This window comes from Pseudomonas sp. TE4620, from assembly GCF_056279045.1.
Genome location: NZ_JBWBQO010000001.1, coordinates 321,845 through 335,581, shown reverse-complemented (window position 1 = coordinate 335,581; position 13,737 = coordinate 321,845). Strand labels below are relative to the sequence as shown.

The window sequence follows — 13,737 nt, the reverse complement described above, 5'->3', positions numbered from 1 at the left end:
TCTACGACCGGACCGGACAAGCGGCCCCCGACTGGTTATCATGGCGGCGATTCTCAGCGGACTGCCCCCATGGTTGATTCTTACGACACCGCCTTTGACGGCGAAAAAAGCAAAACCCAGGTCAAGCGCGAAATGCAGGCGCTGGTCGAGATGGGCGAGCGCCTTACCTTGCTCAAGCCCGATACCCTGGCCAAACTGCCGTTGACCGACGAGTTGCGCGCGGCCCTGGAAGAGCACAAGCGGCACACCGCGAACGAGGCCAAACGGCGTCACAAGTCGTTCATCGGCAAGCTGATGCGCGACCAGGACATCGACGCGATCAATGCCCTGCTTGACCAGCTCGACGCCTCCTCGCGCCAATACAACGAGCGCTTCCACAACCTTGAACGCTGGCGTGACCGGCTGATCGATGGTACCGACGAGGTCCTGGAGAAGTTCGTCCAGGAATACCCCGATGCCGATCGCCAGCAACTGCGCTCGCTGATCCGCCAGGCCCAGCACGAGCTGGCGCGCAACAAGCCGCCAAGCGCGAGCCGCAAGATCTTCAAGTACATCCGCGAACTCGACGAGGTCCAACGCGGCCTGCGTTGAACCCCGCACACGGGCAGGCGCCCTGCCTGCCCGGTTTCATCTTCAAGCGCCGGTGCCACCGACGGTGATCGCATCGATCTTCAGGGTCGGCTGGCCAACGCCTACCGGCACCGACTGACCATCCTTGCCGCATGTACCGACACCGCTGTCCAGCGACAGGTCGTTGCCGACCATCGATACCCGGCTCATGGCTTCCGGCCCGTTGCCGATCAGGGTTGCGCCTTTGACCGGCGCGGTAATCTTGCCGTCTTCGATCAGGTACGCCTCACTGGTGGAGAACACGAACTTGCCGCTGGTGATGTCCACCTGGCCACCGCCGAGGTTGGCGCAGTAAATACCCCTTTTCACCGAGGCAATGATTTCTGCCGGGTCGCTTTCGCCGGCACGCATGTAGGTGTTGGTCATGCGCGGCATCGGCAGGTGCGCGTAGGATTCGCGTCGGCCGTTGCCGGTGCGGGCCATGCCCATCAGGCGGGCGTTGAGCTTGTCCTGCATGTAGCCCTTGAGGATGCCGTTCTCGATCAGCGTGGTGCACTCGGTCGGGGTACCTTCGTCATCGACGCTCAGTGATCCGCGACGACCTTCCAGGGTGCCGTCATCGACAATGGTGCACAGGCTCGAAGCCACCTTCTCGCCCATGTGGCCGCTGTAGGCCGAACTGCCCTTGCGGTTGAAATCACCCTCCAGGCCATGGCCGACCGCTTCGTGCAGCAATACGCCCGACCAGCCGGAGCCGAGCACCACCGGCAGGGTACCGGCCGGCGCCGGGATGGCTTCGAGGTTGACCAGCGCCTGGCGCAGGGCCTCACGGGCATAGCCCATGACCCGTTCGTCGGTGAAATAGCGGTAGTCGGTACGCCCGCCGCCACCGTGACCGCCGCGCTCGCGACGGCCGTTCTGCTCGACGATGACACTGACGTTGAAACGCACCAGCGGGCGAATGTCGGCGGCCAGGCTGCCATCGGCGGCGGCGACCAGGATGCGCTCCCAGACCCCGGCCATGCTCACGGTGACTTGCTGGATACGCGGATCGAGCTTGCGCGTGGCGGCGTCGACACGCTTGAGCAGCTCGACCTTGTCGGCTCGGCTGATGACCTCAAGCGGATTGTCGGTGCCATACAGCTGGGTAACGTCCTGGCTGTTGAACGCCTGCACGCTGCCGTTCTGCCCGGCACGGGAAATCGAGCGCGCGGCGCGGGCCGCCGAGGTCAGGGCTTCGAGGTTGATGGCGTTGCTGTAGGCAAAACCGGTCTTCTCGCCGGACTGGGCACGTACGCCCACGCCCTGGTCGAGGTTGAAACTGCCTTCTTTGACGATGCCGTCTTCCAGCGCCCAGGATTCGGAAATCTGCCCCTGGAAGTACAGGTCGGCGGCATCGATGCCTGGCCCGGCCAGCTCGCCCAGCACTGACTGCAGGCTGTCGAGGGTCAGGCCGCCCGGCGCCAGCAGGTGTTCGCTGACAGTGGATAACATCTCGCTCATAGTCACTCCGAGGTGTGCGCAGGCCGCAAGGCGTCCTGCGAGAAAAAGCGCCGGTGCAAGGTCACCGGCATCCGCGCCCGGATGGACGCCTGTTCGCTGCTGTCACGTTCGCCCAGCAGCACGGCTTCGCCGCTGGCCTGTTCGGCGACGATGCGCCCCCAGGGGTCGACGATCGCCGCATGGCCATAGGTTTCCCGGGGCCCCGGGTGAGTTCCGCCCTGGGCCGCGGCCAGGACATAACACTGGGTTTCAATCGCCCGCGCGCGAATCAACACTTCCCAGTGCGCGGCACCGGTCACGGCGGTGAAGGCCGACGGCGCACTGATCAGCTCAGCCCCGGCCTCGCGCAGCGCGCTGTACAGCTCGGGGAAGCGCAGGTCATAGCAGACGCTCAGGCCCAGGCGCCCGACCGGGGTATCGGCGACCACTACCTGGCCGCCATGGGCGTAGTCATCGGATTCGCGATAGCGGCCACGGTTATCGGCGACATCGACATCGAACAGGTGCAGCTTGTCGTAGCGCGCCACCTGCTCACCGTGCTCATCGATCAGCAACGAGCAGGCATGGGCCTTGGCTTCGGCCTGGCCGACCGGCGGCAGCGGCAAGGTCCCGGCCACTATCCATAACTTGAGGTCGCGGGCGGTCTGTTTCAACCAGGGCAGGATCGGGCCTTCGCCCAGCGCTTCGGCGCGGCCGATTGCGGCGCTGTCGCGCCGGCCCATGGCAGCGAAGTTCTCCGGCAGCACGGCAAGCCGTGCACCGCCTGCGGCTGCCTGCTCAAGCAGTTGCCGGGCGCGCACCAGGTTGGCCAGAACGTCGCTCTGGCTGACCATCTGGATAACCGCTGACTTCATCCCGGCTCCTAGCGTGATTTTTCGAAAGGTTTGATAAAGCTTATCTTAGGCTCTTTCCACGGACCTTCGACGCGATAATGCACGCTGGCGTAGCGCGCCACCCGGTCACCGAGCAGGCGATCAACCAGGAACAGCGCCCCGCCGATGGCCGGCGCACCGACGATCAGCGCGGCAATCGGCAGGTTGTTGGTCACCGGCAGGGTCACCAGCAGGTTGGCGTCGACCCGGTCACGGACCATGTCCAGGGTGCCGTCCAGCTCAAGGTTGCTGGAGGGGCCGGTGACGGTGATCGGTTCGCGGGTCACATACACCCCTTCACTGGCCACCAGCAGGCCTTTGACCCGGTCGTAGCTCAGGCCCTTGTCGAGCAGGTCGGAGAAGTCCAGACGCAGGCGCCGGCCAATCGAGTTGAAGTTGAGCAGGCCGAACACGCGCAGGGCCTGGGCGCCACCTTCGACTTCGACGAACTGGCCTTTGCGCAGGGCGGCGTCGAGGCTGCCGGAGAAGCGCTTGAGGCCGACCCAGGCTGGCGAGCCGGGCCAGCGGCCGTCGACATCCAGGCGAAAGTCCCGGCTGGTGACGGTCGGCGCAAAGTTGAAAGCCTTGAGGATGTCCGCCAGGTTCTTGCCTTCCAGACGGCCCTTGTACCAACTGCTGCTCGCCCCTGGCGCCCCTTCCCAACCGCCATTACCGTCGATCTGCAGGCCTTTGACACTGACATCGAGGTCATTGAGGGCGATGCCCTTGGCAGTCGGACGAACTTTGACCGCCCAGCTGCCGAGCAGGTCATCGCCACGGAACAGCTTGTCGATGGAAAGATCAACGGCCGGAATCTTGCGCGGATCAATACTCGCCATCGGGTCCGGGCCGTCATCGGAAGACGCTTCGGCGGGGTCGGCGGCCGGCAGGTGAATGGTCTGCAGGTTGATTACCATCGGCGCGCCCTTGGCATCCGGGATCCGCGCGTTACCGATGACTTCCTTGCTGTCCAGGCGCACGACCCAGAGGTTGCCACCGCGATCGACACGCACCACCGCCTGCGCCAGGTTCAGGCCAAAGCCCTTGAGCTGGCCAATACTCAGGTCGACGCCACGCAGCGTCTGCTTGGCACTGCCACCCGGGTCGTTGCCGGCAAAGCGCTCGAACTGCTTCTGCCAGGGCTCCAGGTCCAGCTCGGCCAGGCGACCGCGCACACGCAGGCCCTGGCCAGGCGGCAACTGTGCGGTACCGGCGCCGAACAGCAGTTCACCGCGGCCCTGGTCGAGCTTGTCCATGGGCGCGGCGTAGATGGCCTTGGCAACGTCGGCATAAGTGACATTAAAGCGCCGCTCCGGCCCCTGCAGCCCCATGCTGAACTGGCTGTTGCGGGTCTCGTTGGCGTCCTTGCCGAACGGCGCGGGCAAATCCACCGCCAGGCCCTTGAGGCTGGAATCGACAGTCAAGGTGTTGTCGCGGCTGCCCAGGCTGACCTGCAACTGGTAAGGCAGCTCCCCGGAAAGCGGCAGGGCCTGTTTGACCTGCAGCCAGTCGGTCAGTGACTTGAGCGGCATCTGCCCTTTGGCGTTGATGCGGGTCTGCATCTGCCCGGGCTTGCCTTCGGCAAAGATCTGCGCGGTGATCGGCTTGTCAAAAGCCCGCGCACTGATGTTCTCGCCGCTCAAGCCTTTGTCGAAGTCAAAGCGCAAGTCACCCTTGAGCTGATGGAGTTCCAGGGCAGGTGAAGCGATCTTCAGCCGTGCATCGCGAACATTGAAGTCAACGACCACCTTGGGTTGCTGGCCTTTGGCCAGGGGAATATCCAGCTTGAGCTTGCCCTTGAGATCGCCCTCGCCCTCCCAGCCGGCAAACATCGGCCCGGTGCCGATAGGCGCGTCCTGGAGGATCTTCAGGCCGTCGCCAAGCCCGCCGTCAAATTCGCCGTCCAGGTACAGGTGATTGTGTTCACCGGCGGCAACATGGGGAATGTTGACCTCGACGTTGCGTACCTGAGTATTGAGTAACTGTCCGCTTTGCGCCTTGATGCGCACACCATCGTCGTCGATAAACACGTCACCGGCGACTTTCTGCACCTGAGGCCAGCCGGGCTGAAAATCCAGGGCGGCGTCATGGACTTTGAAGAACAGGCTGATACTGCGGGCCTGCTCCGAGGCGCCGTGGTTGAGCGAGCCCTGGTACTGGAAGTAACCCTCATCGACCGCGCCCTTGAGGATCGCCGTGCGCAGCCATTCATCCAGCGCCGGGCTTAGTACTTCGGGCAGGTACTTGGCGGTGTAGCGGCCATCGCCGTCGACCAGGCCGACGCGCAGGTCCATGTAGTCTTCACGGGTTTCATCGAACAGCAGGCGAATGAGGAAGTCGCCGGCAATCTTGCCCTCCTCGCCCAGCACCTTCAGGTACGGCGCGATCAGGGTGAAGCCTTCCTGGTCCAGGCGCCAGGTCAGGCGTGCGTTGGCTTTCTGGTAATGCCAGGGTTTCTCGAAGATCGGGTACAGGTGCAGCATGAAGGCATCGGTATCCAGGCGCAGTTCGCCCTGGCCGAGGTCACCGCTGATACTGCCGCTGACATTACCGGCAGCCGGTGCACCGTGATAGGCGTCAAAGCCAACCCGCTCAAGGTTGGCAGCAAAACTCAGGCGCTGGTCGCCGGTGGCTTTAGGCCGCACATCCAGGCGCACGTTACGCAAGGCCCCGGTGACCTTGAGGCCATCGACCACGGCCATGAGTTTTTCCGGCAGCGGCGCCAGGGCGTCGATCAGCGGCGTAACCGGGGTCAGGTCGAGACGGTCGGCCTGGATCGCCCAGGTTTCCTCGCTCGACTCGGTCGCGGCCGTCTGCTTGACCTGCACATGGGATTCCCAGCGGGTCTTGCCCAGACTCATGGCCAGCGAGTCGACCAGCACCTCCAGGCCCTTGTCGCCGCGCTGGAACCAGGCATTGAGGGCCAGGTTGTCAATCTGCACGGGCTTGCGTTCGGCATGATTGCCGCGCAGCTCTGGCGCATTCAGGCGCACCACAGCGCTTTGCAACTGGCCCTTGCCCCAGTTCAGCCACAGCTCGCCACCGGCGCGCAGCTCAGTGGCCTGCCACTGGCCCAGCAGGCGTGGCGGCAGCCAGCGCGCCCAGTCGCTTTGCGGCAGGCTCAGGTAGGCATCGATTTCACCGTCGCGCCACTGGCTGGGGCGAATCCGGCTGCGCAGGCTCAACGCCAGTGGCTGGCCATCGGGCAAGGTCAGCCGCGCGTCCAGGCGCTGGCGCACACTGCCGGTCTGCAGGCCGAGGCTGACGTAGGTGAGGGTCATGGGTTCGCGCTGGAACGGCTCCAGGGTCACCTGGCTGTCGACCACGGTGACTTTCGACACCACCTGGATCTGCTTGAGCAGTTGCTCGGGGTCGAGTGGTTTGTCGTCTTTTTTCGGCAGGCCTTCCAGGGCCCAGGCGCCGTTCTGGTCCTCGCGCAGGCTCAGTTGCAGGCCGCCAACTTCGAGGTTGGCCAGGCGCACCTGGCGCTCGACCAGGCTGGCCCACAGGTCCGGCACCAGCCTGACGCCGTCCAGGCGCAGGGCACTGGGCCCTTCGCCGACCTGGATATCGCGTACCCGCACGATCGGCGCCAGGCCGCTCCAGTGCCCTTCCAGGGCACCGATATGCACCGGCAGGCCCAAGGCTTGCTCGGCCTTGTCCTCGACCTCGGCACGGTACTCGGCCACCAGCGGGATGAACTGCCGGCCGAGACTGACATAAAGCGCCACCAACACCGCCAGCAAGGCACTGATGCCCAACCCCCAGCGGGTCAAGGCGCCGAGAACGCGCATCAGTCGTTCCATGCCTGTGGCCCTCCAGATCGTGCCTTAACTATGGCCGCAACCCGGCGGTTTGCCAGCCGGCGCACTGCGCAATGTTGTTCAGACCGAGTCAGAGGAGCACCACATCATATTGTTCCTGGGAATACATGGACTCGACCTGGAAGCGAATGGTTCGACCAATGAAGGCTTCAAGTTCGGCAACGTTACCCGATTCTTCATCCAGCAGGCGGTCGACCACCTTCTGGTTGGCCAGCACCCGGTAGCCTTCAGCCTGGTAGGCGCGGGCTTCGCGGAGGATCTCGCGGAAAATTTCGTAACAGACGGTCTCGGGGGTTTTCAGCTTGCCCCGGCCCTGGCAGCAATAGCAGGGCTCACAGAGTACCTGCTCGAGGCTTTCGCGGGTGCGCTTGCGGGTCATCTGCACCAGGCCCAGCTCGGTGATGCCGATGATGTTGGTCTTGGCGTGGTCGCGCTCCAGCTGTTTTTCCAGGGTCCGCAGTACCTGGCGCTGGTGCTCTTCATCTTCCATGTCGATGAAGTCAATGATGATGATCCCGCCGATATTGCGCAGGCGCAGTTGCCGGGCAATGGCGGTGGCCGCCTCGAGGTTGGTTTTGAAGATGGTCTCTTCAAGATTGCGGTGGCCGACAAAAGCCCCGGTATTGACGTCGATGGTGGTCATCGCCTCGGCCGGGTCGACTACCAGGTAACCGCCGGATTTGAGCGGCACCTTGCGGTCCAGGGCGCGCTGGATCTCGTCTTCGACGCCGTAGAGGTCGAAGATCGGTCGCTCGCCCGGGTAGTGTTCCAGACGATCGGCGATTTCCGGCATCAATTCGGCGACAAACTGCGTGGTTTTCTGAAATGTTTCCCGCGAATCGATGCGGATCTTCTCGATTTTCGGGTTAACCAGATCGCGCAGAGTGCGCAGGGCCAGGCCGAGGTCTTCGTAGATTTCGGTCGGCGCGCCGACGGTCTTGATCTGCGCGCCGATCTGCTCCCAGAGCCTGCGCAGGTAGCGGATGTCCATGAGGATTTCATCGGCCCCGGCGCCTTCGGCGGCGGTACGCAGGATGAAACCACCGGCATCCTGGATATTTTCCTGGGCGATGCAGTCAGTCACCACCTGCTTGAGGCGCTCGCGTTCGGCTTCGTCTTCGATCTTCAGCGAAATACCGACATGACTGGTGCGCGGCATGTACACCAGGTACCGCGACGGGATCGACAGCTGGGTGGTCAGGCGCGCGCCCTTGGAGCCGATCGGGTCCTTGGTCACCTGCACCACCAGGCTCTGGCCTTCGTGCACCAGGGCGCTGATGCTCTCGACCGACGAGCCTTCGCGCAGGGAGATTTCCGAGGCGTGGATGAACGCCGCGCGGTCCAGGCCGATGTCGACGAAGGCCGCCTGCATGCCCGGCAGTACCCGCACCACCTTGCCTTTGTAGATGTTGCCGACGATGCCACGGCGCTGGGTGCGCTCGACATGCACCTCCTGCAGTACACCGTTCTCCACCACCGCCACGCGTGATTCCATCGGTGTGATGTTGATCAGAATCTCTTCACTCATGGCAGGCTCTCGTCAAAGGACTTCAGTAATCATGGATCGCTCGCGGGCGACTGGCTAGGGCAGTTCTGGCTAATCCTCGCTCAACAGGCCGGCAGACGCTGCCAGCAGGGGATGGCGAATTGACCGAGCAGTTCGGCGGTTTCGTTCAAGGGCAGGCCGACCACGGCCGAATAGCTGCCTTCAAGGCGCTGGACGAATACCGCCCCCAGGCCCTGAATGGCGTAGCTTCCGGCCTTGTCGGCAGGTTCGCCGCTGGCCCAGTAGGCCTCGGCTTCCTCGGCACTGATGGGGCGAAACAGCACACGGCTTGTGACATTGACGCTCAGGCAACGCTGATGATCGGCCACGGCCACCGCCGTCATTACCTGGTGCTCGTGCCCGGACAGGGCTGCCAGCATGGCCAGGGCATCTTCGCGGTTTTGCGGTTTACCGAGAATTCGACCTTCGAGCACCACGGCGGTATCGGCGCCCAGCACTGCTACCGGGCCCTCGCTACCTTCGGGTAGTGACGCAAGGCCAGCGCACGCTTTCTCCCGCGCCAGACGCTCGACGTAAGCTGCTGCAGCCTCTGCGGGCAGCGGCGTCTCGTCGATCGCGGCACTGAGCGAAGTAAAGGGAACACCGATCTGGGTCAGCAACTCACGGCGGCGTGGCGAGCCAGAGGCCAGGTACAGCAGGGTCATCTTGACGTCTCCCTGTCAGCGTTGAATGTGAGTGCTCAGTTGATGCTCAGGCGTCGGCGCAGACCACGCAGGCCATAGCTGATCCACGGCCAGAGCAAGGCGCTGATGACCGCCGACCAGATCAGCGCCAGGGTCGGCAAGCGGTTGCCGGTCAGGGCGCTGAGCCACAACTGGATCAACTGGGCCAGGCCGAAAATCACCAGGATCACCAGGCTCTGCTGCCACATCGGGAACATCCGCAGGCGCTGTTGCAACGACAGCACCAGGAAAGTGATCAGGGTCAGCACCAGGGCGTTCTGCCCCAGCAAGGTGCCATACAGCACATCCTCAGCCAGGCCGAGGACGAATGCAGTGGTCATCCCGACCCGGTGCGGCACGGCCAGGGTCCAGAAGGCCAGCAACAGGGCCAGCCACATCGGCCGGAACACTTCGGCGAACTGCGGCATGGGCGACACGCTGAGCAGCATGCCGATCAGAAAGCTCAGCCAGATGACCCAGCCATTACGGCTGCGGGTGCTTACCATCAGTGTCTCTCCCGGGTAATGACTGGCGCGCCGGGAACCGCAGCAGGGGCTGCGGGGGCTGCCGTGGCGGGCGGATGGGCACTGGTTGCCGGTGCGGCTGGCGTCGTGGCAGCCGGCGCCGGGGTGGCCGCAGCCGGTGCAGCCGGGGCGCTGCCAGGCGCAGGCGCGGCCGCCGAAGCGGGCAGGCCCTGGCGATCAGCCTCTTCCTGGGCAATCGCGGCATCGCTGGCACGTTGCTCGGGCGAGCGGCTATCGGTGAACACCAGCAGCAAGTAACGGCTGCGGTTGAGCGCAGCGGTCGGAATCGCCCGGACAATGGCAAACGGCTGGCCTGAGTCGTGGATCACTTCCTTGACCGTGGCCACCGGGTAACCGGCCGGGAAGCGCTGGCCGAGGCCGGAGCTGACCAGCAGGTCGCCTTCCTTGATGTCGGCGGTGTCGGCTACATGGCGCAGTTCGAGGCGCTCGGGGTTGCCGGTACCGCTGGCAATTGCCCGCAAGCCGTTGCGGTTGACCTGCACCGGAATGCTATGAGTGGTGTCGGTCAGCAGCAGTACCCGCGAGGTGTAGGGCATCAGTTCGACCACCTGGCCCATCAGGCCACGCGCGTCGAGCACCGGCTGACCGAGGACCACGCCATCGCGCTCGCCCTTGTTGATCAGGATCCGGTGAGTGAAAGGATTGGGATCGACGCCGATCAGCTCAGCAACTTCGACCTTCTCGTTGACCAGCGCCGAGGAGTTGAGCAACTCGCGCAGGCGCACGTTCTGCTCGGTCAGGGCCGCCAGCTTCTGCAGGCGACCTTGCAGGAGCAAGGCTTCGGTCTTGAGTTTTTCGTTTTCAGCGGCGAGTTCGGTACGGCTGCCAAACTGGCTGGCAACCCCCTGCCACACGCGCTGGGGCAGATCGGTAACCAGGTAGGACGGCATCAGCACCAGGCCCATCTGGCTACGCATTGGCTTGAGCAGGGTGAAGCGCGCGTCGACCACCATCAGGGTGATCGACAGCACAACCAGCACGAGCAGGCGTACGCCCAGCGAAGGGCCCTTGGCGAAAAGCGGTTTAATGGGCCGCTCCTCGTGGACGACGATTCAAGAGGTCATTCATACGGCAACGCACCGGCCTGCTTGCGGATTGACGGAAAACGACGCCCACACGGACGTCAGCCCAGCACATACAGGTAGCACTGTGGGCACTACCTGTAAACCGGGCGGCGTGAACTGCGGGCTCCGGCTTATTCGCTGGAGAGCAGGTCCATGGTGTGTTTGTCCATCATTTCCAGGGCACGGCCACCACCGCGAGCTACGCAGGTCAGCGGGTCTTCGGCGACGATTACCGGCAGGCCGGTTTCCTGTGCCAGCAGCTTGTCGAGGTCGCGCAGCAGGGCGCCACCACCGGTCAGCACCAGGCCACGCTCGGCGATGTCCGAAGCCAGCTCCGGCGGCGACTGCTCCAGGGCGCTCTTGACCGCCTGGACGATGGTCGCCAGGGATTCCTGCAACGCTTCCAGCACTTCGTTGGAGTTCAGGGTGAAGGCACGTGGCACGCCCTCGGCCAGGTTGCGGCCGCGGACATCGACTTCACGAACTTCGCCACCCGGATAGGCGGTACCGATTTCCTGCTTGATGCGCTCGGCGGTGGACTCACCGATCAGGCTGCCGTAGTTGCGGCGCACGTAGGTGACGATGGCTTCGTCGAAACGGTCGCCACCGACTCGTACGGATTCGGCGTAGACCACACCGTTCAAGGAGATCAGCGCGATTTCAGTGGTACCACCACCGATATCGACGACCATCGAACCGCGGGCTTCCTCGACCGGCAGGCCGGCACCGATGGCGGCGGCCATTGGCTCTTCGATCAGGAACACTTCACGGGCACCGGCGCCCAGCGCCGACTCACGAATGGCCCGGCGCTCGACCTGGGTCGATTTGCACGGCACGCAGATCAGTACCCGCGGGCTTGGCTGCAGGAAGCTGTTTTCGTGAACCTTGTTGATGAAGTACTGCAGCATTTTTTCGCAAACGCTGAAATCGGCGATCACGCCGTCTTTCATCGGACGAATGGCAGCAATGTTGCCAGGCGTACGGCCCAGCATGCGCTTTGCCTCGGTACCGACAGCGACGACACTTTTCTGGTTGCCGTGAGTACGAATGGCCACAACCGATGGCTCATTCAGGACGATACCGCGCTCACGCACGTAAATAAGGGTGTTGGCAGTGCCCAGGTCGATGGAAAGATCGCTGGAAAACATGCCACGCAGTTTCTTGAACATGGGAAAGTGACCCTAGGCAACGCGTGGGTAAAAAAGTGCGGCAAACTCTAACAACGGCGGGGATTTTGGGCAAGGCACCAATATGTTAAATTGGCGGTTTTTCCGAGCAAGCCTGCACATGATCGCGGCCTTATGACCGTAATACTGCCAGCATGTTCCTCATCGCGGAGCAAATCCGTTTCTGTTTTCCCAGGAGATCCCCATGGCGCTTGAACGCTGCGACGTGGAAAAGATCGCTCATTTGGCCCGACTGGGCCTGAATGAAGCCGATCTGCCACGCACTACCGATGCCCTGAACAGTATTCTGGGACTGGTCGACCAGATGCAAGCGGTCGACACCACTGGCATCGAGCCACTGGCCCACCCTCTGGAAGCCACCCAGCGCCTGCGCGCCGACGTGGTAACAGAAAGTAACCATCGCGACAGCTACCAGGCCATCGCCCCGGCGACGGAAAACGGCCTGTACCTGGTTCCGAAAGTCATCGAGTAAGGGAATAGAGCCTGCCATGCATCAACTGACCCTGGCCGAGATCGCCCGCGGACTCGCCGACAAGAAGTTTTCTTCCGAAGAGCTGACCCGCGCCCTGTTGGCGCGCATCAACCAGCTCGACCCGCAAATCAACAGCTTCATCAGCGTCACCGAAGACCTGGCCATCAGCCAGGCCCGGGCCGCCGACGCCCGCCGCGCCGCCGGCGAGAGCGGCGCCCTGCTCGGTGCACCGATCGGCCACAAGGACCTGTTCTGCACCCAGGGCATCCGCACCAGTTGCGGCTCGAAGATGCTCGACAACTTCAAGGCGCCGTACGACGCCACCGTGGTCAGCAAGCTGGCCGAAGCTGGCGCCGTGACCCTGGGCAAGACCAACATGGACGAATTCGCCATGGGTTCGGCCAACGAGAGCAGCTACTACGGTGCGGTGAAAAACCCGTGGAACCTCGAGCACGTGCCGGGCGGTTCGTCCGGTGGCTCGGCGGCCGCGGTTGCTGCGCGCCTGCTGCCTGGCGCCACCGCCACCGACACCGGTGGTTCGATCCGACAGCCGGCAGCGCTGACCAGCCTGACCGGGCTGAAACCGACCTACGGTCGGATTTCGCGCTGGGGCATGATCGCCTACGCCTCAAGCCTCGACCAGGCCGGCCCGCTGGCCCGCACTGCCGAAGACTGCGCGCTGCTGCTGCAAGGCATGGCCGGTTTCGACGCCAAGGACTCCACCAGCATCGACGAACCGGTGCCGGACTACAGCGCCAGCCTCAACGCCTCGCTCCAGGGCCTGCGCATCGGCCTGCCGAAGGAATACTTCGGTGCCGGCCTCGACCCGCGCATCGCCGACCTGGTCCAGGCCAGCGTCAAGGAGCTGGAAAAGCTCGGCGCGGTGGTCAAGGAAATCAGCCTGCCGAACATGCAGCACGCCATCCCGGCCTACTACGTGATCGCCCCGGCGGAGGCCTCGTCCAACCTGTCGCGTTTCGACGGTGTACGTTTCGGCTACCGCTGCGAGAGCCCGGTCGACCTCACCGACCTGTACAAGCGCTCCCGCGGCGAAGGCTTCGGCCCTGAAGTACAGCGCCGGATCATGGTCGGGGCCTACGCCCTGTCGGCCGGTTACTACGATGCCTACTACCTGCAGGCACAGAAAATCCGCCGCCTGATCAAGAACGACTTCATGGCGGCGTTCAACGACGTCGACGTGATCCTCGGCCCGACCACGCCAAACCCGGCCTGGAAGATCGGCGTCAAGAACAACGACCCGGTCGCCGAGTACCTGGAAGACTTCTACACCATCACCGCCAACCTCGCCGGCGTGCCAGGCCTGTCGATGCCGGCCGGTTTCGTCGATGGTCTGCCGGTTGGCGTGCAGCTGCTGGCACCGTATTTCCACGAAGGCCGCCTGCTCAACGTCGCGCACCGCTACCAGCAAGTGACTGACTGGCACACTCGCGCACCTAACGGCTTCTGAGGG

The 13,737-nt window shown here is 63.9% G+C and carries 11 protein-coding genes; 3 read left to right on the top strand and 8 right to left on the bottom strand.

Translation table 11 applies throughout. The annotated features are described in order from the left end of the window. The first annotated feature begins 69 nt into the window (after positions 1-69). Positions 70-591: a ribosome biogenesis factor YjgA gene (gene yjgA / locus ACZ9A3_RS01595; RefSeq protein WP_045196322.1), complete on the top strand. Its 522-nt coding sequence runs from the start codon at positions 70-72 to the stop codon at positions 589-591. A 42-nt stretch (positions 592-633) separates the two neighbouring features. Here yjgA and tldD read toward each other — a convergent pair whose 3' ends face one another. From tldD to mreB, 8 genes are all read right to left on the bottom strand, one after another. Next, the gene (gene tldD / locus ACZ9A3_RS01590) at positions 634-2,073 is read right to left on the bottom strand and encodes a metalloprotease TldD (protein WP_093388168.1); all 1,440 of its coding nucleotides are present in this window, start codon (positions 2,071-2,073) and stop codon (positions 634-636) included. A 2-nt stretch (positions 2,074-2,075) separates the two neighbouring features. Continuing rightward, complete coding sequence (locus ACZ9A3_RS01585; RefSeq protein WP_045196318.1) at positions 2,076-2,927, bottom strand: carbon-nitrogen hydrolase family protein; 852 nt, start codon at positions 2,925-2,927, stop codon at positions 2,076-2,078. 8 nt (positions 2,928-2,935) lie between these two features. Then, positions 2,936-6,751 carry a YhdP family protein gene (locus ACZ9A3_RS01580; RefSeq protein ID WP_476252068.1) on the bottom strand — a complete coding sequence of 1,272 codons (3,816 nt, stop codon included), beginning with the start codon at positions 6,749-6,751 and terminating at the stop codon, positions 2,936-2,938. 88 nt (positions 6,752-6,839) lie between these two features. Beyond that, entirely contained in the window at positions 6,840-8,297 is a 1,458-nt protein-coding gene (gene rng, locus ACZ9A3_RS01575; protein WP_045196314.1) for a ribonuclease G, read from the bottom strand. Between the two features lie 80 nt (positions 8,298-8,377). Continuing rightward, entirely contained in the window at positions 8,378-8,980 is a 603-nt protein-coding gene (locus ACZ9A3_RS01570; protein ID WP_045196312.1) for a Maf family protein, read from the bottom strand. 35 nt (positions 8,981-9,015) lie between these two features. After that, positions 9,016-9,504 carry a rod shape-determining protein MreD gene (gene mreD, locus ACZ9A3_RS01565; protein ID WP_045196310.1) on the bottom strand — a complete coding sequence of 163 codons (489 nt, stop codon included), beginning with the start codon at positions 9,502-9,504 and terminating at the stop codon, positions 9,016-9,018. Beyond that, positions 9,504-10,571 (bottom strand): rod shape-determining protein MreC, encoded by a 1,068-nt coding sequence (mreC, locus tag ACZ9A3_RS01560; protein WP_093388156.1) that lies wholly within the window; start codon positions 10,569-10,571, stop codon positions 9,504-9,506. Before mreC ends, mreD begins: the two co-directional genes overlap by 1 nt. A gap of 167 nt (positions 10,572-10,738) precedes the next feature. Further along, positions 10,739-11,776, bottom strand: a complete 1,038-nt coding sequence (gene mreB, locus ACZ9A3_RS01555) for a rod shape-determining protein MreB (RefSeq protein ID WP_008371426.1) — start codon at positions 11,774-11,776, stop codon at positions 10,739-10,741. Between the two features lie 202 nt (positions 11,777-11,978). Here mreB and gatC point away from each other — a divergent pair, with 202 nt between their 5' ends. Together gatC and gatA are read left to right on the top strand one after the other, a co-directional pair. Beyond that, positions 11,979-12,266, top strand: coding sequence for an Asp-tRNA(Asn)/Glu-tRNA(Gln) amidotransferase subunit GatC (gatC, locus tag ACZ9A3_RS01550; RefSeq protein ID WP_045196305.1), 288 nt, complete (start codon positions 11,979-11,981; stop codon positions 12,264-12,266). 16 nt (positions 12,267-12,282) lie between these two features. Continuing rightward, entirely contained in the window at positions 12,283-13,734 is a 1,452-nt protein-coding gene (gatA, locus tag ACZ9A3_RS01545) for an Asp-tRNA(Asn)/Glu-tRNA(Gln) amidotransferase subunit GatA (protein WP_476252067.1), read from the top strand. Positions 13,735-13,737 lie beyond the last annotated feature (3 nt).